The sequence below is a fragment of the Providencia sp. 6390 genome (assembly GCF_058148425.1).
Map to the genome: position 1 here is coordinate 162,136 of NZ_JBYVYL010000004.1, position 19,337 is coordinate 181,472.

A 19,337-nucleotide genomic window follows, 5' to 3' on the forward strand; every position below is an offset into this window, starting at 1 on the left:
TACATGTTAAATATATTAATAATTGATGTAATAAAAGCTATTTTTGCTTGTGTTTTTTACTTATCCTAAATTTATTGGTTTTACCTTATTGATTATTTGTTAACATTTGCGCTACAAGTCACAATTATCATTAATTATATTAACAATGTTTTGACATTCATTGTTGTATGCCAGTAGATTGAGGGCAGCAGATTTTAGATAAGAGACTATCTGTGATATGAAGATGGTCTCTTATTGTCTTTTTTTAGTGGATAGCGGCCATCTTACCAATATTACGAAGGGGGCTGCTATGACTGTTCGCAATCTATCAAAATCCGTAACAATAAGAGGTATCGATGACATTATACAATTCATCGATTCTCAGGCTCGTCTTACTGGCCGTGCAGGGCTGATTTGGTGGTTAATGCTTGGGGGATTATTCCTTGATGCATTTTCAAATTCAGCATTAAGTGCAGGGCTCAACCCAATGACCCGTGATTTAAATTTATCAGCGACGCAGATTGCGTTATTGACGTCTTTCTCGTCATGGGTCGCAATCGTTTTTAACCCTGTAGGTGGTTGGATTGCTGATCGATGGGGAAGGGTTAAACCATTAATTATTGCTAAGGTTGTTGCCATTATTGGTGCATTGTTAGTGATGTTCTCCGCAGATTTCCACACCATTATCGCAGGGCGCTTCTTTGTTGGCGTGTCTTACGGGATGGACTTTGCCGTCGCAATGGCGATGTTAGCCGAATTTACCCCCGCAAAATTAAAAAGTCGTCTTAATACATGGCAAGGGGTTTGGTATGTTGCCGTGTGTCTCAATTTGATTTTTGCATTACTATTTTTCTCAATGGATGTTGGTGATGCGATCTGGCGTTATTCTATTGGTGTCACCGCGGTTTGTGGCATTACTATTTTTATTCTGCAATTTGTCTATCTTGTTGAAAGCCCAATTTGGTTGGCTCGAAAATCACGTTTTGCTGAAGCCACTAAAGCAATGACCAAAGTCTATGGTGATTATTTTGTATTAGCGCCTAAAGAAGAATTGAAGCCAATTGTAGGTCAAGCAAAAGGTGGCGTTCGGAATTTATTACTTATTTTTAAAGGGGTTTATTTACCCAGAACACTTTTGGCTGCAACAGTACAAATCTGTCAATCCATTCAATACTTTGGGATCGGTTGGTATCTGCCAGTGATCAGTGCGGCTATGTTCGGCAAGAACTTTGTTTATGCGACACTAGGTTCACTGTTCTTCAACCTGTTTGGGATCCTCGGTGGATTTATGTCACCACTGATTGGCCGTTGGCTGGGGTTAAGAATGGCATCAGCAACAGGCTTCGCCGTTGCCTTTTTCGTTCTACTTTCTTTAGGGCTCTACAGTGACGTGATGCCAATTTGGTTATCGTTGACTGTACCTGCGCTATTTATTCTCTGTCACTCAGGTGGACCGGGAGCGAATGGAAAAAGTCTATCTTCACTTTCATTCAGAAGTGAGTTGCGCGCGGGGGCAAACGGTATCATTGGTGCTCTTGGAGCGATGGGAGCTGCACTCGGTTTATTCATTTTCCCTGTTTTCCGTGAATCTTATGGCTTGCAAACCACTTTTCTTATTATGTCGGTTGTACCGCTGGTCGCCAGTGTCATTTGTTTCCTAATTAAATGGGATCCCACTCGTACCGATATCGTGCCTGACAATGAGCCAAATGCTCCGCAATTTAAAGCAGAAAAAGAAACCATTATTGACAACTCGTTAAGGAGAACAGAATGAAACACAGTCAAAATGTCATTCTAGCGATCGATGAAGGAACGTCAGGTACACGTTCAGCCGTTGTCGGCGCCGATGGGTTAGTGAGCTTTTTGGAATATCACCCTTTACGAGTTGAAAGTTTACAGCATGGTGTTACAGAGCAAAATGCAGATGACATATTAAAGGCGACATTAGATGTTTGCCGTAAAACTATCGCTCAGGCGCAACAAAACAATCTAAATATTGTGGCCTTAAGTATTGCGACCCAGCGCTCGACCTCTGTACTGTGGGACAGTGAGACGGGCAAATCATTAGTACCCGCCATGGTTTGGCAAGATGCACGCTATGCCGATATTTTACATACCCTAGCTGATGAATGGGATCAGCGATTATTACAACACACAGGTCGTCCTGTCGGTATTCGTTCACCTTATTTATGGGCTGCGAAACATATTCAAGAAACTTCAGTGGTTGCTGAGGCATTTAAGGCTAACCGACTCAAATTTGGCACCATCGATAGTTGGTTATTGTGGCATTTATCACAGGAAGGTCACTGCATTACAACACCAACGAATGCAACCTCTGCAGGCGCTTATCGCTTGCGTGAACATCGTTATTACACCCCATGGTTGGAGGCTTTATCATTTCCTTTATCATTATTGCCTGAACTTAAAGATGATTCAGATGATTTAGGAACGACACGGCAAGATCTGCTCGGTATTGCTGTGCCAATATTAGCTTGTATGGGAGATCAGTTTGCTGGAGCGGTCGGTTTAGGTTGTATTCAGCACGGGCAATCTATTTGCATGCATGGTACAGGGAGTTTCATCGATCAAATCGTCAGTGAAAGCGTTCCTTCATTCGACCATAAACTTGAAAGCACATTGGCTATGGTGGCGCGACGCCAGCAATCACGATCTCATTACTCAGTAGAAACTTTTGTTCCTACAACTGGCTCAGCGCTGAATTGGGTATGTGAAAAGCTGCACTGGTTTGATTCGCCAGAGCAAATTAGTGAACTGGCGATGCAAGCAGAAAATGCAGGTGGTGTCAGTTTTATTCCTGCTTTAACTGGGTTACGAGTACCTATTTTACAGCCTCAAGCACGTGCCTCTTTAAACGGCATATCGATTTCAACGACACGTCCACAAATTGCTTATGCCATTTTAGAAGGTATTGCCAACTCAGTGGCGGGCTGCTTACGAGCGAATCAATCCGCAACGGGTTTAACTGCCGCAGAACTGGTGGTAGGTGGTGGAATGTCAAACAGTGATGCTTTATTGCAAATTCAAGCGGATATCAGCGGCGTTCCCGTGTTGCGCATGTCTGAAACAGCAAGGGCAAGCCTTAGAGGCGCTGCATTTTTAGCTGGTTCGAATGGATTACTTTGGGATTCTCTCGAAGGTGCCTGCAAAACATTAACGGTAGCGAAACGTTTTATTCCCTCAATTAGCGCCGCTGAGCGTCATCAGCGCCTTTTACAGTGGAATTCACGTATTCAACTTGAAATCGATAATACCGCGACAAAAGCCATTGCTTGTTAGGAGTCTATTTACTCATGAATTTTTTGCCATCTCGTCAGCCCAGTAAATCACATAGTGATCTGTTTACAACAGAGCCACTAAGACTCAATCGAGAAGAACAACTCAATCAGTTACAGCATGAAAAATACGACATCTTAATTATTGGTGGGGGTGTAACAGGGGCTTATTCTGCATTAGATGCCAGTCTAAGAGGATATAAAGTTGCGTTAGTTGAAAAGGATGATTTTGCCTCTGGCACATCATCCAAATCTTCCAAAATGGTACATGGTGGGTTGCGTTATATAGAACAAGGGAATTTAAAGCTGGTTTTTCATTCCTTATTAGAGCGTCAACGCTTACGTCGTAATGCACGGCATTTAGTACAGCGCTTACCTTTTATGTTCCCGATCTTAGATAAAAACGGCGTATTTGATAAGCGATTAGCTAAAGCATTCGAAAGTTTACTATGGACTTACGATTTAGCGGGTGGCTGGCGCGAAGGCATTTTGCACCAAAAATTGACACCCGCTGAAGTGTTATCGCATTGTCCGACACTGAATGAGGAACAGCTGTCTGGTGGATTCATGTATTTTGATGCACGTGTTGATGACGCCAGACTGACACTTGCATTAGCAAGAACTGCCGCACATCACGGAGTCACTGTCGTCAATCATACCAAAGCACAGGAAATCCTCAGGGGTGCTCATGGCAAAGTGAGTGGCGCGATGGTTCAGGCCGATAATCGTGAAATCAATGTTTCTGCCAAAGTCGTGATCATGGCAACTGGCGTATGGCTACGCGATTGGAAAGGCGAGAAAAAAGGCACTGAAAGTGCTTTGCATGTTCGCCCTGCAAAAGGCGTTCACATTGCGATCCCATGGTTGAAAATACGTAATGATTGTACTGTCACCATTCCTGTTCCAGGGCGCAACCGCCGCGCAACCATTACACGTTGGGGAAATGTTTCTTACTTAGGCACTACCGATGAGGACTACGAAGGAAACTTAGATGACGTGTATTGCACTCGTAAAGAATTAGATTTCTTAATTGAGGGAGCGAATACGGCCTTGAAAGCCAATTTAACGGTTGATGATGTTGTTGGCAGTATTGCAGGGTGTCGACCTTTAGTCGGAGGAAAAGGTGGCAAGACCATTGAAATGAAACGTGATCATCAAATCACGATCGCAGAAGATGGCTTGATTACTGTCGTTGGTGGCAAGTTAACCACCTCGCGGCATATGGCGGAGCAAACTATTGATGCTGCCAGTAAATTATTAGGTAAGAAAAAACGTTGTACCACCAAATCAGCTTATCTATTAGGTGCGGCGGGTTATGATCCGCAAGCAGTGATGGCATCAGGTGGAATGGCGGCACACCTTGGCGAGCGCTATGGAACAGAAGCGCATTTTGTCAGTGATATTTTGCAACAAGATCCCACACTCGCAAAACCGATTGTTGAAGGCCTACCTTATAGCGAGGCAGAGGTACTTTATGCCATTCGTCATGAGCTCGCGAGTACGGTTGACGATGTGCTAGCAAGGAGGATCCGAGCGCGCTTAATGGCTAGAGATGCTTCTGCACAAGCAGCACAGCGAGTGGGTGAATTACTTCAACAAGAACTGAGTTTTACTGCCGAAGAGATTAAGACACAAGTAGACGACTATCAGGCAGCGATTAAACGTGAAAAATCGATACTTATAGGAGAAGAATTATGATCAGTAAAGATGCGATTAAGCGCGGCTATAACCGAGGTAACTATATTGTTGGCGCACACACTCCACCGGGGTGGGCAACATCAGTATCTTCAGGCAATGGTAGCCAAGGGCTACAAACTGCGCCAGTCAATGTGGATAAAGAGACGGTCGATCGATTAATACAGATTGCTGACTGTGTGATGACTTCAGAGCAAGATGTTATTCGTTTCACGCGTGATTGGTGGGCAAAAACCATGATCAGTGAAACGGAAGGTAAGCCCGCAACGCCAACGGCGGTGATCGTTTGTGTCTCAACCGTTGAACAAGTACAAGCAGTGATGCGTATTGCGAACGAAAAAACTATACCAGTCACGGTTTCAGCAGGGCGCAGTAATGTTACCGGCGCAGCTTTACCTTTACGTGGTGGGATCGTATTGGATGTTTGTGAACTGAACAAATTAGTCAGTTTTGATGAAAACAGCCAAATTGTTGATGTTGAAGCAGGTATGTTTGGTGATGTTTTTGAAGAAATCATTCAAAAAGAATATGGAATGACGATGGGACATTGGCCTTCATCATTTGGCATCAGCACAGTAGGCGGTTGGGTGGCGTGCCGAGGTGCGGGGCAGCTGTCAACTCGTTATGGCAAAATTGAAGATATGGTGTATGGCATGGATATCGTGCTTGCGGATGGCCAATTGATTACGGTAGGGGGCTATTCACGTGCTGCGACAGGGCCTGACTTACAACAGTTATTTATTGGCTCTGAGGGTACGTTAGGCATTATTGTTCGTATTCGTTTCAAGCTTCATCGTTTACCTGAGTATGGGCGTGCAATTGCATGGGGTTTTGACAGTTTTGCAGAAGGGTTAGAAGCTTGTCGACAAATAATGCAACAGGGTACAACGCCAGCGGTTTTGCGCCTTTATGACAACCTAGAAAGTGGCGTGCAATTTGATTTGCCTAACACCAATGTATTGTTAATTGCCGATGAAGGTGCCAAAGAAGTGGTTGATGCCTTTTTGACCATTGCTGATCGGGTGTGCCAACAAAGCGGACAGCCTCTTGATCAAGCAGCCATCTTTGAGCGTTGGTTAGATACCCGTTATCTAACAGGGAAAAGTGCAGAAGGGTTTAAACGGACACCGGGACTGGTTGCCGATACATTAGAAATGATTGGTTGCTGGCGTGATCTCAGCACGATTTATGATAAAGTTGTGGCGGCTATTAATGCAGTACCGGGAACATTAGCAGGCTCTGCGCACCAATCACACGCTTATGTTGATGGCGCTTGCCTGTATTTCTCATTAAGAGGCGATGTTGATGTGACACAACGTGCAGCATGGTATCGCGCGACATGGGATGCAGCAAACCAAGTGATTATTAAACATAAAGCCACACTCAGCCATCATCATGGGGTCGGGCTACTAAGAGCACCTTATATGGCGGAATCACTTTCATCTGCTTTTTCAATTATGAAAAGCGTGAAAGATACGCTTGATCCGAAACAAATACTCAACCCAGGGAAACTCGGATTTAGTACTGAGCTTCCTACTGATTAGGTAGGTGAATTATGGTTCATAACTTTGGCGCGCTGTTAGCGCGCCATCCTGTCATTATGGCGATCTATGGTGTCGATCAATTAAAAGTCGCTATTGAAAGCGAGGCAAAAGTTTGCATTGTTGCCAATATCGATCTGCTAAAAATTCAACCAGTGATTAATTTACTCACACAAGCGGATAAATTCGTGATTGTGAATATTGATAGCTGCAATGGTATTCAGCAAGATAAAAGTGGTATTGAATATATTGCTGAAAGCGGTGCGACAGGCATACTATCAACTCGTTTACAGACCATTCAACGTGCTAATCGCCTTGAATTGCTGACGATGCAAAAAATCTTTGTCACCGATCGCTCCACTTGGCTGCGCAGTTTAAATGCTATCGAGCAAAGTGCACCTGATTATGTGCAATTAATGCCAGCGCCTATGCTACCTCTATTATCTCACACCGATAAAATGAAACTGCCTCCGATTGTTGCTTCTGGATTTGTGAGTCATGCCAATGATGTCACCTATGCATTAGCAAGTGGTGCTATCGCTGTTTCAAGCAGTGATTGCCAATTATGGGGAATGGCATTATCACCAGAAGGAAAAATGAAATGAATAATCAGTATCTGCAAGTTATTGCTTACTACTATGCCAAACAGGGAATGGGAGATAGCGTTAATCAAGCCTTGATAGAACTGGCTGAAGCTACACGCACAGAGCCTGATAATTTGTCATATCAATTCTTCCGTTCTACAGAAAATAGTGATCACTTTGTTATTCTTGAACAATATCAAACAGCAGATGGTTTGGAAGCACATCGCCAAACAGCTCATTTTCAACGCATTGGTGTTGCTGTCATCACGCCACTTTTAGATAGAAAACACGTTGAAAGTATTTTTGTTACACAAGGAGATAATTCTCCCAATCAAGGGAGACGCCAATTGTGAACTTAGCAAAATTTGAATTTGCCTGCGTACCCAAAATCGTTTTTGAATGGGGAGCAGCGCAGCGGTTAGACAGCATCATAGAAGCCTTGAGTTTACAAAAACAGGTGATGATGATTACCGATCAGGGGCTGGTGCAAACCGGTATTGTGTCTGATGTTATGCATAATTTAGAGCGAGCTGGATATAGTGTTTCACTCTATTCGGCAGTTCAGCCAGATCCCTTAGAGCAGCAGGTGATTGATGCGGCTGAAATGGCGATAAATGTTGGTGCTGAAATCATTATTGGGTTAGGTGGTGGCTCAAGTCTAGATGTAGCAAAGCTTGTGGCCATCATGGCGCAATCACAGCAAAAACTTTCTGAAATGTATGGTATCAATAAGGTTAAGGGAGAAAGGCTACCTTTAATTCAAATACCAACCACAGCAGGAACAGGCTCAGAAGTTACTAATATTGCGATCCTTACCACGTCCGATGACAATAAAATGGGGATCGTTGACTCAACATTGTTCTGTGATGTGGTGGTGTTAGATGCTCAGCTAACTCTGAAGCTACCAGTAATACATACGGCTGCATCAGGGATTGATGCGATGGTTCATGCGATCGAAGCCTATACCAGTAAGCATAAGAAAAATTTACTTTCAGATTTACTGGCCAAAGAAGCGTTGGTGCTACTCAGTCAAAATTTAGTGACTGCTTGCGATGATGGCAATAATCAAGCTGCCAGAGAAGCCAATTTATTAGGTGCAACACTTGCTGGGATCGCTTTTGCTAATTCACCTGTTGCCGCAGTTCATGCATTGGCCTATCCACTGGGTGCGCAGCATCATATTTCGCATGGTTTATCAAATGCATTGATGTTATTGCCAGTGCTTAAATTTAACTTGCCTAGCGCAGGCAAGCTATATGCAGAATTAGCTATGTATGTAGGTGCTCCAGTAGTAAACAACGAGCAACAAGATAGTGAAGCATTTATTCGCCGGATGGCTCAAATTATTGCATCGTGCCAAGCTCCTCAGCGCCTGCGTGAATTGGGGGTTTCACACAGTGATTTAACATCACTCGCCACTGCTGCTATGGCTCAGACTCGGCTATTAGTGAATAACCCACGAGAACTAACAGAGGAAAATGCATTAGAGCTATATCAGCAGGCATGGTAAATAAAAATTATGCACCGCTATTAAGGGTTCATTCGTGCAGGTAAATTGTGATGGTGACAATTGTGCTTCTGCTCGGTGCGGTGCTTGTTTTTTATTTGTTGTTAGCGTTATATCTAACCTTTCAACGATTGTCTGAGAGGTATTCATGTTCCATGGTTTATCTGCTTTCCCTTTAACGCCACTACAAAATAATCGCGTTGACCACAATGCATTTCTTGGGCTGATCAACCGATTAACAGAAGCCAAAGTTGATTCGATAGGCGTTTTAGGTTCAACTGGTTGCTATCCTTATTTGAACGCATCTCAAAGAAAACAGGTCACTGAGCTGGCAGTTGAGGCGGCAGGTCATATTCCTGTTATGGTGGGGATTGGTGCGGTAAACAGTTATGATGTTTTAACTTATAGTGAGGATGCACAAAAAGCAGGGGCTTCGGCATTAATGTTAGCGCCAGTTGCCTACCATGTTTTAAATGAAAATGAGGTATACCATTTATTTGAAATGGTTTCTCGGGAAATCTCTGTTCCACTTTGTGTATATAACAATAGCGGAACGACACATTTTACGTTTACAAATGAATTCTACGCGAAAATTGCTCAATTGCCGCATATTGCCGCGATAAAAACTCCAGCCATTTCAAATGACATTTCACTGGTGAGGCAGCACATACAAGTGCTACGAGAGCTAATACCCAGCCATGTTAAAATTGGTGTCAGTACAGACAGCTTAGCAGCCTATGGTGTGGCAGGAGGGGCGGATGTATGGTTTTCTGCAACAGCAGGCTTATTACCCACAGAGATGCTGAATATTTTACGAGCGGTGCAGAAAGGAGATATCGATGAAGGTATTCATCTCTCAGAAAAATTCACTGCTTTATGGCAAATGGTTGCAAAATATAAGGGTAGCGTACGTTGTGTGGCGACAATGGCAGAAATTATGCAATTGGTACAAGCGCCATGTTTGCCTCATCCATTAATGGGGGTAGACCGTAATGATAAAGAACAGCTCAATAATTTATTACATTCACTACAACTAATTTGATAAAACTTATTTTTAACCAAATATGATACACATAAAAGAAATAGATAAAGATAACCTATTTGATGTTGGCGAGTTAACTTCGAATGCTAATGGGATAGCCACAGTACTTGAAGACTATATCTGCTGTAATGCTTTATCGATTGCAGAATCTCATTACTATCCAGAGTTCAAGCCTAAAGCATTGTATTGTGATCAAACATTAATTGGCTTCTTTATGTACAGGGAACTGGAGTCTTTACCGAATGAAGCGCAAATCTGTCGCTATATGCTGGATTACAAGTTTATAGGGCTGGGTTTGGGGAAAAAAACATTTTCAGCGATCATTGATTATTTTAAAGCTAAAGGGCTTCACAAAGTCACATTAGGCCTTGATGATGAAAATGTGATCGCAAAAAATCTCTATACTTCACATGGTTTTACTTATACAGGTGAAATCATTGATGGTGAGTATATTTACAGTTTAATGCTCCTCTAAAAATGATTTAAAAACAGCCGGTTAGATGGCTGTTTTTTGAGATAAAAGCATTACTTATTATCATTTATAGATGAGGTTTTAGCGTTAAAATCTGAAATTATTTTGGGTCAACAAAAAGCTAGAAAGTCTAATTCTGGATATGGTATATCATCGGAAAATTATCTATCTGGACATAAACTATGTTTAATCTTTCCGAGTTAATTAATGATACGCCGATTGACTCTATTTTATTGTTTATAATCACATTTGTGTTATTAGTTATTTCTGCGTACATCGGTAAATTTATATTTAAACGCCGAAATGCACACGAAGACATTGCTGATGATGAAGCTAAAATTATACTGGGTGCTATTTTATCATTATTAGGCTTATTGATTGGCTTTGTGTTATCTATTTCAATCAATGGCTACAATAATCGGCAGCAAACCGAAGAGAACGAAGCGATTGCTATTGGTAATGCCTATCAACGCGCGCAAATATTGGACAGCAGTGATAGGGCTGATGCGTTGATCCTATTGGAACAGTACCTAGAAGCGCGTATTGAATTTTTCAGATCGGGTGTGAGTGATGAAAATAACCAGTGGCGACGTCTGTCTTTAGAAAAACAAGCCGCATTGTGGGAAATAGCGGTTAAAGAAGCCAATAAAACACCTAACCCAGTGATTGCTTCGGTGTTGACTGCATTTAGTGATCTTTATCTTTCACAACAAAAAACCATGGCTAGTTGGCGTCATCAAATACCTAATGCGGCATGGTTTTTATTAATCTTCTTCGCGATTTGCTCAAATATATTAATAGGCTATAACATTCGTGGCACCAAAGGAAAGAATTGGCTGATTTTAATTCTACCGTCGTTGACGACATTGGCTTTGTTTATGATTGCAGAAATTGATATTCCTGGGGAAGGGGTGATTCATGTTACCCCCGATGATTTGATTTCGCTTCAAGAATTTTTATTTAAAGAAGGCGCATTAGTCGGAAAATTAGGTCATTAAATGCTTTCCCGCAGGCAAATGCCTGCGGGAATATTTTTTATCGAACGATAGTGCCAAGTAAAATACCAATAACACCAAAGTCTGCATCACTAAACGTTGTGTTCGCGATACCAATATCACCGAGAACAGGTAATAAGAACACAGGCAAGAAGGTAATTAATAAACCTTGTGCAAATGCACCTAAAATAGCGCCACGGCGACCGCCCGTTGCGTTACCAAATACCCCAGCAGCAGCACCCACGAAAAAGTGTGGTACAACACCGGGTATAATCACAGTCATATTTAACGCATATAGGATAAACATACCGATGACACCGGCTGCAAAGCTACTTAAGAAGCCTACTAATACAGCATTCGGTGCGTAAGGGAAAACAACTGGGCAATCCAATGCAGGTTTTGCATTAGGAACCAATTTATCTGAGATCCCTTTGAAAGCCGGAACTATTTCTGCAATTACCATACGAACACCTTGCAGGATGATATAAACACCCGCTGCGAAGGTAATGGATTGCATCAATGAGAACATAAACCAGTTTTTACCACCACTTACTTCACGAACGTAATCGCCACCAGCAAATAAGCAAGTGATGATAAAAATAATGAACATAGTGAATGAGATAGCGACTGGAGTATCACGTAAGAAAAGTAAACTTTTCGGTACGTTCATATCTTCAGTTGAATGTTCTTTATTACCAAATTTGCTACCGATAAAGCCAGCAAGGACATAAGAAATGGTTGAAAAATGACCGATGGCTACATCATCAGAGCCGGTAACTTTTTTCATGTATGGATGAGCGATTGCAGGGAAGAACACCATACAGAAACCAACGATCAGTGAGCCAACCACAACCAGCAATGTACCTTCCATACCAGCAGTAGCAAGGATCACAGCAACCATCATTGACATGAATAAAGTGTGGTGACCGGTTAGGAAAATGAATTTCCACGGTGTTAAACGTGCGATCAAGATGTTAATCAGCATGGCAAAGAACATGATCATTGCCATTTCGCGACCAAAACTCTTTTGTGCAATAGAGACAATAGCTTCATTATTTGGTACCACACCATTGATACCAAAAGCATGTTGGAAGATTGCTGAGAAATCCCCTAATGAGCTAACCACGAGGCCAGCACCAGCACCTAAAATAACAAAACCCATGATGGTTTTGATGGTGCCTTTAATGCACTCTGTAACGGGTTTCTTTTGAGCAATCAAGCCAATTAAAGCAATCAGACCGACTAAAATAGCCGGTTCAGAGAGTACATCCTGCATCAGAAAACGAAAAAATGACATACAGCCTCCGCTTACAGTGCGCCTAATTTACGCAATGCAACACTCAAATGTTCTTTCATTGCTACTTTGTCGATCATATTTTCTAAAGCAACGATTTCGCCATCAACTTGCTGTGCAACTAATTGTTCAGCAATATCTTTTGTACCAACAAAAATATCACTAACCGTGCCTTTGGCTGAGCCGAGATCAACATGGTCGACATCTGCGCTAACTTGCAAATCTTTTAAAATAGTTTTGATGCTCATTTCCATCATCAGGCTAGTACCTAAACCATTTCCACATACGACGGTGATTTTCATATTCTTTTCCTTCTAAAAATTAATAACGAGCGATGATACTGAGAATGTCATCGATGTTTTCTGATTGCATGATTTGGTCAATGTCGTCTTGGTTATCAAACAGCTCTGCGAGTTTAGCAATCGCGCCAATATGGCTATTACTGTCTGTTGCAGCCAGTACTATTAACAATTTAATGGGGTCATTGCCTTCGGAACCAAACTCGACACCTTGTTTAATCACAGTTAGCCCAAGTGATAATTGGTTTACCCCATCTTCAGGACGAGCGTGAGGCATTGCAATACCCGGACCTAATACATAATACGGCCCAATTTTTTCATGAGAACGAATAATGGCATCTATATAAGATGGTTCAATGGCGTTACTTTGAATGAGTGGTTGACAGGCGATATGAATCGCATCACGCCAGTCAGTGGCGCTGTCGACGACCTGAATGACGTTAGGGGTCAATAATGTCGTTAGCATTGAATTTGCTCCTGGTAAGGTAAAACTATGTTTTTAGCTTTTTTTCTAACTATCAAACTAAGAGCATAGTAGTGATCTATGGTAGCGCTATCTAGTTGAATTATTCATTTTCGTGATAGCGCTATCATTTCGTGTAAATAAAGTGAATATGGGGCAAACAACATCAAAGAGCGCTCATTAACAAATCTAACCTGTGGTAAGTTATAGCGTGACGAACTTGGCAATAGAGTAAAAAAGCATCTTTTATGGAAAAAACACGCAAAAGAAAAAATACTGGGCGAGTGACACTACAGGATGTTGCTAAATATGCAGGCGTTGGTTCAATGACTGTATCAAGGGCATTGCGCACGCCTGATTTAGTCTCAGATAAACTGCGAGAAAAAATCAACGAAGCGGTGGCTGAGCTTGGATATATACCAAACTCTGCGGCAGGTATATTAGCTTCAGGTCAAAGCCGTACAATTGCAGTATTGGTTCCATCATTAAGAGACTACGCCAGCTCCGCATTTTTGCAGTCATTACAGGATGTACTCAATAAAAATAACTATCAAGTGGTTATTGGTAGTCATGATTACCAACAGAAAAAAGAATCTGAGGTTTTATTTACTTTATTGCAAAGCAGCCCTGCTGCTGTGGTCATTTTTGGGGCAATTAATTCTGAAAGCGTATTTAGCTATCTCAAACACATTGATATTCCTGTAATTGGTGTTGCTGGTGAGGCGACGCATCCATTTTCACTCAACATTAGAAGTAATATTGGTGAAGCGGTCTATTTTCTCACTAACTACATGCTACAAAAAGGCTATCGAAAAATTGGTTATATAGGTGCTCAAATGGATAGCAAGGTACAAAGCCAACAGCTAAGTGGTTGGACAAAAGCAATGCTAAGCCATTATCACAGCGCAGAACAAAGTATAACCACACCCTATGTTGCAACCATGGATTTTGGGCGGCAAGCCATCAGTGAAATGTTAACTCGCCAACCAGAACTCGATGCTGTGATATGCAGTCATGAAATGATTGCACTCGGTGTATTATTTGAGTGCCAAAGGCGGCTAGTTAAAGTTCCATCGATGCTAGCTGTAGCTTGCGTCGAAGGGTCATCCAACTGTGATTATATTCACCCATCATTAACTTCGGTTAGAATTGATTACAGTAAGATGGCAAAGGAAACCGCCAAGAAATTACAAAAATGGCTTGCTGATCCTGACAGTGATTTCTCAAACCAGCAAGAAGAAATTATTTTCCCCTACAAATTTGAAGCAAGGCAAAGTGCGTGATATCAAAATGCGACTACAGCCTTCTTTACCATTAACTCCTAAGCTAACACATTAAAAAGTGTGTTAGTGATCACTTTCTACCTATTGATTACGTAGTTATTTTAATTCTCGAAATAAGATTGTCGATGATGTCACGGTATCATTAATTGATTGTGTTACTTTGATGGGGTAGTTATTTTTTATTTTGCAACGCCAAGATATTGCTTCACAAAGCATGATTTGTAGATAAATCACAGGGGAATTTATGAACACAAAACAACTAAAAATAGCGTTATCCGCCATTGTGGTCGCATCATGTTCTGCTACTGGCAGTACAACAGGCTCGGAAATATTAGCCGTACAAAATGGTGGAACGCCCGACAAAGTATACCAAGCAAATAAACCGACTATTAAAGTAGCCACCTATAATATAGGTAAAAACGAACTATCAGCGAATGTGGCTGATTTTAATCAACTTAATCAGGCAATTGCGAAAATTGATGCTGATGTGATTGTGGTGACTGAAGTTGATAATAAAACTGCGCGTAGCAATAAAGTCGATCAGCTCGAAACGTTAGCAAAAGCTAATAAAATGTATCATGCATTTGGTAAAGCCTTAGATTTTGATGGTGGGGAATATGGGGTTGGGATCTTATCGAAATACCCAATTGAAAAATCTAAAGTTGTTCAATTACCGTCAGGTGATGCCGAGCAGCGTGTTGTGCTATTATCGCAAATCAGTAAACCTGGCTTTGATTCGCCGATTATTATCATGGGTACACACTTAGACTGGCAAAAAGATCCTACAATTCGTATTGGTCAAGTGCGTCATATACTTGATGCTGCTATAGGTGATACTGACACCGGTTTTGATAACATTGCCGCTTCAATAAAAATATTGGCGGGTGATTTTAATTCAACTGCGGAAGAGCAACCGATAAAAGAGCTGCGTTATTTCTGGGAACCTGTAGAAAAGTCGGGTGTGAACTATCGAAGTTGGCCTGCGGTAAATCCTGCAATTGATATTGATCATATTTTTACTTTTAAAGGTCAAGTTTGGGATGTAAAAGATATGGTTATCCCGAAAGATAGTAAAGAATTTCAATGGTCACAAGCGAGTGACCATTTACCTATCATTGCTGAGTTAGAGTTGCAAGAGCAGTAAATAAAAATAGTTTGGCGTGGGGTAAATGACATTTGTTTCACGCCGTGAAGGTATTAGCCCCTTAGCTTTGGCAAGGGGCTTTGTTATATTTTATACTTGATTGAGAATTTTTTTTCTGTCAATAAAGCGTGCTTCAGCTTGTTCCAAATAGCTTTTGATTAATTGATAAATCTGATCGCGTTGAACATACAATTCGTGACTATTTTTTAAGACGGGATCGATTTGTATAATATATTTGCTTAAAAAAGAATCAACATTTAAATGCTGAAGCGCAATTTGAGTATGATAAAACTGATAAACATGTGATTCTTGTGTATGTGAAAGTGCAATGCTTTCATTAAAATTATTAGTTGCAAGTAGTAGTAGCTGAATATTTGTCATGATACATCCTATCGTCGAGACATGTAGATGCTACCTGACTAAAATAAAATCTATTGTCAAAATTGGTCGTATAATTTTAGTTTTTAGGCTCTAGCCTCATTTATAGGAATATTCTGTATTTAGGTGAGGGGATACGGTGGTGTTACGAGAAAGTACTTATATCAGCTATGGTTAAATAATGATATTCCTTAGAAGATCCATTAATTTTTTTTACCTTAATTGGGTTTTATTACGCATTTTTTTTGTTTTTTTATTTTCAAATAGCCCTATGGTTAAATGTTATTTAACGTTTTAATCGGATGAATGATTGTTATTCGGTTGTAATCACGTGTATTGATGAAAATTAGGTATTACTTGATTTAAGGTAAACATCAAATTTCTGGTTTAACGAGGAAGTGTTAGAACATCCTTGTGATGTTCTATAATCCGCATACTTCAGTTTTCCTTTATCCCAATATTTAAGTTACAAAACGTGTATTCAGAATAAACCTTATAAATATGCTTTTTTTAGAATAACTAAAATTGAATATATGATTAGGCTATTTTTTGTGGTGTTTTTACTCAATATTAGGGTTTTTAAATATATTGAAATGTATATTATCTATTTGAATAAATTATTTATGTTTATTCATGAGTAAAAATGAAATATGATTGATACTTAAGCTAAATGATTCTTTTAGCTATTTTAGGTTGAACATTTTTATATATCAAAAGATACAACCTGTAACAGTTCAATATAGTAGGCATGCTTATTTTTCACGAACATTGTTGATAATATTACTCGCCACTGGTGTGGTAATGAAAGGAAGTACGCGGCTCAGATGCTTTAATACACCCTTAGCTGTAGTGCTGTTACGGGCGTAGGCATTATCAAAGATAAAAAATATTAAATAAGCTTAAGTTATTCTTTTGAAAACTGGCATGTTTCAGAAGTGAAAGAGTGCAGCTATTTTAAATCGTAAAGTGTTGTTTGTTTTTTGTGTGATATTTTTATTATTAATCAATAAATTACTCATTTTGAAGAGTGCGAGGTATGAATATAGTTAAGCTACTTACTGTGGCATTACTTATTGGATGCTCATTTTTGTTAGGTGTAACCGTCAATTACAAACCACAGCCTGATGTAATAAAATTGGCTGAATATAATGTTGAAGATTATTTATCTTACCCTGAATCAGCATCATTTAAGAATGTAAAATATAATTTTGCTCGAACTACAACAGATAAAGGCGAAGTCGGCTATGTTTGTGGACAGGTGTTAAGAATAAAAAATGCCAAAATAGAAGGATATAAAAGATTTATAGTCAAAGCATATCATACTGAAGATGGGCGAGCTGTTCTTTCATTTCCTTTAGTCGAAGGCGATGACGATTTATTACCATTCTTGGTGATGGAAAGTATTTGGGCAAAATATTGCTACTGATATTAATTAGCACAACCTTTTCATTAACATTAATAAAACAAAATATAACAAATTAACTTACATTAAATGTAAAGGGAAATGATCGCTATTCAAAAAACTTGGCGACTAAAGAAAATTTTCACATGATTTTCTTTAGCCGAATAAGTCATCTGTCTCACTCTTTATTATATCAATTGGTAGTCGTCACAAGAGAGTCGCTTGATAACAAATATACTCGTCATACTTCAAGTTGTAGCGCTTTTCGTTAAGGTATACGAGACTACATTCATTCCTACTAGTCACATACTTATGTATGCTCCTAGCGACTCATTTACTTGTTGCCTAGCCGCACCTCGAATTATTTAGAGTATAAAATCATCAAGCGTTTAATAAAATTTTACTTGTTTAATGTATTTATGAGAAGTTGGTGACGCTCATTGTAAAATTTAACATAGGTCATATATCCAGCTAAAATGGTTGATAAACTAGCTGTTGCTAATAACATAAAAGTGACCATAATTTGATACTTTACGGCTTCAAGTGGATCAACACCTGCAAATATTAACCCAGACATCATACCTGGTAAGCTAACAATGCCCACTGTTTTAGCTGAATCGACCGTTGGGATCAGAGATGCGCGAATACTTTCACGAATAATGGATGCAGAGGCTATTTTAGGTGTTGCCCCTAAACTCAACATTTCTTGTATTTGTTGTTGCTGGCTGCTGAAACGTTGTCCTAAATTATTAAAACAGAGCCCCACTGCGATCATCGCATTACCTGCAATCATGCCTGTAATTGGAATAACTTGCATCGGAGTGAAAGCAATGGCTTTACTGCTAATTAGTATCATTAAAGTTAGGAATGTCCCTGATGTGATAGCGATAAAGGCAGTGAAAAAGATTTTATCAATATATTTACTGCGTTTTTTTGCATTCCAAGCTGCATTAAAACAGATAAACATCACCATGGCGACGGTGAGTATTTCATGATCCACCTGGAAAATATACTTAAGGATATAACCAACAATTAATAGCTGAATAATGGCACGTAATGTACTCCAAATAATGTCTTTCTCTAGAGAGAGCTTTTCTTTATGGCTGATAAATATCGCGACCAAAACAAGCATAATCGAAAAAGCCAATGACTCATTGGTTATCGTGGGTTGGTGCATGTTTAATTCCTATTTTCTGTGTTATGGACGGGAAGGGAGATGATGTCATCGGCATGCATAATTTCATCTTGATCGTGGGTTACCCACAAAACAGCTATACCCTGCTGAGTTGTATATTGATGGATCAGTTCATTGACTTTGATTTTATTCGCTTCATCCAATGCGCTGGTTATTTCATCTAACAATAATACTTTGGGTAGAAATTGCAGGTTACGGATCAGTGAAATGCGCTGCTTTTCTCCTCCTGATAATTCATTTATCCCTTTTTCTAAGATAGTTTCAGGTAGTGAAAAGTAATGTAGATCTTGCAATATCTTAGCTTTATCAAAACTGAGCTTACGGATTTGATAGGGAAAAAACAAATTATCATGGACGGTGTTGCCAAACAAAGATGGCGTTTGTGTACAATAGGATACTTCTTGGCGGTACTCTTCTGGCGATATAGATGTGTAATCACGTCCATTAAAGAGGATTGTTCCTGATGTAGGGGAAAGCAAGGATGCTACTATCTTTAATAGGGTACTTTTTCCACAACCTGAAGGGCCTGTAATTAACTTAAACTCCCCTAATTTTAACTCGAACTGTACATGATCCAGTATAGTCTTACCATCAATAGCATATCCAATATCATCGATTTTCAATAAAGTGCGATTTTTATCCATTTTTACGCTTAGCCTATAAAATTAATTTGGTTTCACACTGAGTTTATTGTTATCAATTTATTCTCAGATGTATGAAAATTTTGTTCTGCGATGAAAAATATTATGCGCTATTTAAACTTAAATTTAC

The 19,337-nt window shown here is 40.1% G+C and carries 19 protein-coding genes; 13 read left to right on the top strand and 6 right to left on the bottom strand.

Going from position 1 to position 19,337, the window contains the following annotated elements; all coding sequences use genetic code 11:
* The first annotated feature begins 289 nt into the window (after positions 1-289).
* The 10 genes from AC3Z9T_RS10270 (at position 290) to AC3Z9T_RS10315 (ending at position 11,111) form a co-directional block, all read left to right on the top strand.
* Entirely contained in the window at positions 290-1,753 is a 1,464-nt protein-coding gene (locus tag AC3Z9T_RS10270) for an MFS transporter (protein WP_490126065.1), read from the top strand.
* Positions 1,750-3,276 carry an FGGY family carbohydrate kinase gene (locus AC3Z9T_RS10275; protein ID WP_490126066.1) on the top strand — a complete coding sequence of 509 codons (1,527 nt, stop codon included), beginning with the start codon at positions 1,750-1,752 and terminating at the stop codon, positions 3,274-3,276. Before AC3Z9T_RS10270 ends, AC3Z9T_RS10275 begins: the two co-directional genes overlap by 4 nt.
* Positions 3,277-3,290: 14 nt before the next feature.
* Positions 3,291-4,970, top strand: coding sequence for a glycerol-3-phosphate dehydrogenase/oxidase (locus AC3Z9T_RS10280; protein ID WP_490126067.1), 1,680 nt, complete (start codon positions 3,291-3,293; stop codon positions 4,968-4,970).
* The gene (locus AC3Z9T_RS10285) at positions 4,967-6,511 is read left to right on the top strand and encodes an FAD-binding oxidoreductase (protein WP_490126068.1); all 1,545 of its coding nucleotides are present in this window, start codon (positions 4,967-4,969) and stop codon (positions 6,509-6,511) included. Before AC3Z9T_RS10280 ends, AC3Z9T_RS10285 begins: the two co-directional genes overlap by 4 nt.
* Before the next feature lie 11 nt (positions 6,512-6,522).
* Positions 6,523-7,113 (top strand): glycerol-3-phosphate responsive antiterminator, encoded by a 591-nt coding sequence (locus AC3Z9T_RS10290; protein ID WP_490126069.1) that lies wholly within the window; start codon positions 6,523-6,525, stop codon positions 7,111-7,113.
* Positions 7,110-7,445 carry a putative quinol monooxygenase gene (locus AC3Z9T_RS10295; protein ID WP_490126070.1) on the top strand — a complete coding sequence of 112 codons (336 nt, stop codon included), beginning with the start codon at positions 7,110-7,112 and terminating at the stop codon, positions 7,443-7,445. Before AC3Z9T_RS10290 ends, AC3Z9T_RS10295 begins: the two co-directional genes overlap by 4 nt.
* Positions 7,442-8,602 carry an iron-containing alcohol dehydrogenase gene (locus AC3Z9T_RS10300; RefSeq protein WP_490126071.1) on the top strand — a complete coding sequence of 387 codons (1,161 nt, stop codon included), beginning with the start codon at positions 7,442-7,444 and terminating at the stop codon, positions 8,600-8,602. The genes AC3Z9T_RS10295 and AC3Z9T_RS10300 overlap by 4 nt, the downstream gene beginning before the upstream one ends.
* Before the next feature lie 145 nt (positions 8,603-8,747).
* Positions 8,748-9,641: a dihydrodipicolinate synthase family protein gene (locus AC3Z9T_RS10305; RefSeq protein WP_490126072.1), complete on the top strand. Its 894-nt coding sequence runs from the start codon at positions 8,748-8,750 to the stop codon at positions 9,639-9,641.
* Between the two features lie 22 nt (positions 9,642-9,663).
* Positions 9,664-10,116: a GNAT family N-acetyltransferase gene (locus AC3Z9T_RS10310; protein ID WP_490126073.1), complete on the top strand. Its 453-nt coding sequence runs from the start codon at positions 9,664-9,666 to the stop codon at positions 10,114-10,116.
* 179 nt (positions 10,117-10,295) lie between these two features.
* Complete coding sequence (locus AC3Z9T_RS10315) at positions 10,296-11,111, top strand: bestrophin-like domain (protein ID WP_490126074.1); 816 nt, start codon at positions 10,296-10,298, stop codon at positions 11,109-11,111.
* Between the two features lie 37 nt (positions 11,112-11,148).
* Here the strand turns inward: AC3Z9T_RS10315 and ulaA are convergent, their stop codons facing one another.
* The 3 genes from ulaA to AC3Z9T_RS10330 are packed head-to-tail and all read right to left on the bottom strand — an operon-like array spanning position 11,149 to position 13,167.
* A complete protein-coding gene (gene ulaA, locus AC3Z9T_RS10320) occupies positions 11,149-12,405 on the bottom strand; it encodes a PTS ascorbate transporter subunit IIC (RefSeq protein WP_490126075.1) in 1,257 nt (418 codons plus the stop codon).
* Between the two features lie 11 nt (positions 12,406-12,416).
* Positions 12,417-12,704: a PTS sugar transporter subunit IIB gene (locus AC3Z9T_RS10325; protein ID WP_070925495.1), complete on the bottom strand. Its 288-nt coding sequence runs from the start codon at positions 12,702-12,704 to the stop codon at positions 12,417-12,419.
* A gap of 19 nt (positions 12,705-12,723) precedes the next feature.
* Positions 12,724-13,167: a PTS sugar transporter subunit IIA gene (locus AC3Z9T_RS10330; RefSeq protein ID WP_490126076.1), complete on the bottom strand. Its 444-nt coding sequence runs from the start codon at positions 13,165-13,167 to the stop codon at positions 12,724-12,726.
* Between the two features lie 245 nt (positions 13,168-13,412).
* Between AC3Z9T_RS10330 and AC3Z9T_RS10335 the strand changes: the two genes are divergently transcribed.
* Together AC3Z9T_RS10335 and AC3Z9T_RS10340 are read left to right on the top strand one after the other, a co-directional pair.
* Positions 13,413-14,447: a LacI family DNA-binding transcriptional regulator gene (locus AC3Z9T_RS10335; protein ID WP_490126077.1), complete on the top strand. Its 1,035-nt coding sequence runs from the start codon at positions 13,413-13,415 to the stop codon at positions 14,445-14,447.
* 244 nt (positions 14,448-14,691) lie between these two features.
* The gene (locus AC3Z9T_RS10340) at positions 14,692-15,591 is read left to right on the top strand and encodes an endonuclease/exonuclease/phosphatase family protein (RefSeq protein WP_490126078.1); all 900 of its coding nucleotides are present in this window, start codon (positions 14,692-14,694) and stop codon (positions 15,589-15,591) included.
* Between the two features lie 90 nt (positions 15,592-15,681).
* On the opposite strand, the gene AC3Z9T_RS10345 is transcribed toward AC3Z9T_RS10340, so the two are convergent.
* On the bottom strand, positions 15,682-15,972 hold the full coding sequence (locus AC3Z9T_RS10345; RefSeq protein WP_490126079.1) for a hypothetical protein: 291 nt from the start codon (positions 15,970-15,972) through the stop codon (positions 15,682-15,684).
* Between the two features lie 1,033 nt (positions 15,973-17,005).
* Here AC3Z9T_RS10345 and AC3Z9T_RS10350 point away from each other — a divergent pair.
* Complete coding sequence (locus AC3Z9T_RS10350; RefSeq protein ID WP_490126080.1) at positions 17,006-17,395, top strand: hypothetical protein; 390 nt, start codon at positions 17,006-17,008, stop codon at positions 17,393-17,395.
* Between the two features lie 376 nt (positions 17,396-17,771).
* Here AC3Z9T_RS10350 and fetB read toward each other — a convergent pair whose 3' ends face one another.
* Together fetB and fetA are read right to left on the bottom strand one after the other, a co-directional pair.
* On the bottom strand, positions 17,772-18,548 hold the full coding sequence (fetB, locus tag AC3Z9T_RS10355; protein ID WP_490126081.1) for an iron efflux ABC transporter permease subunit FetB: 777 nt from the start codon (positions 18,546-18,548) through the stop codon (positions 17,772-17,774).
* Positions 18,549-18,550: 2 nt separating this feature from the next.
* Entirely contained in the window at positions 18,551-19,210 is a 660-nt protein-coding gene (fetA, locus tag AC3Z9T_RS10360; RefSeq protein WP_490126082.1) for an iron efflux ABC transporter ATP-binding subunit FetA, read from the bottom strand.
* Between the last annotated feature and the right edge of the window lie 127 nt (positions 19,211-19,337).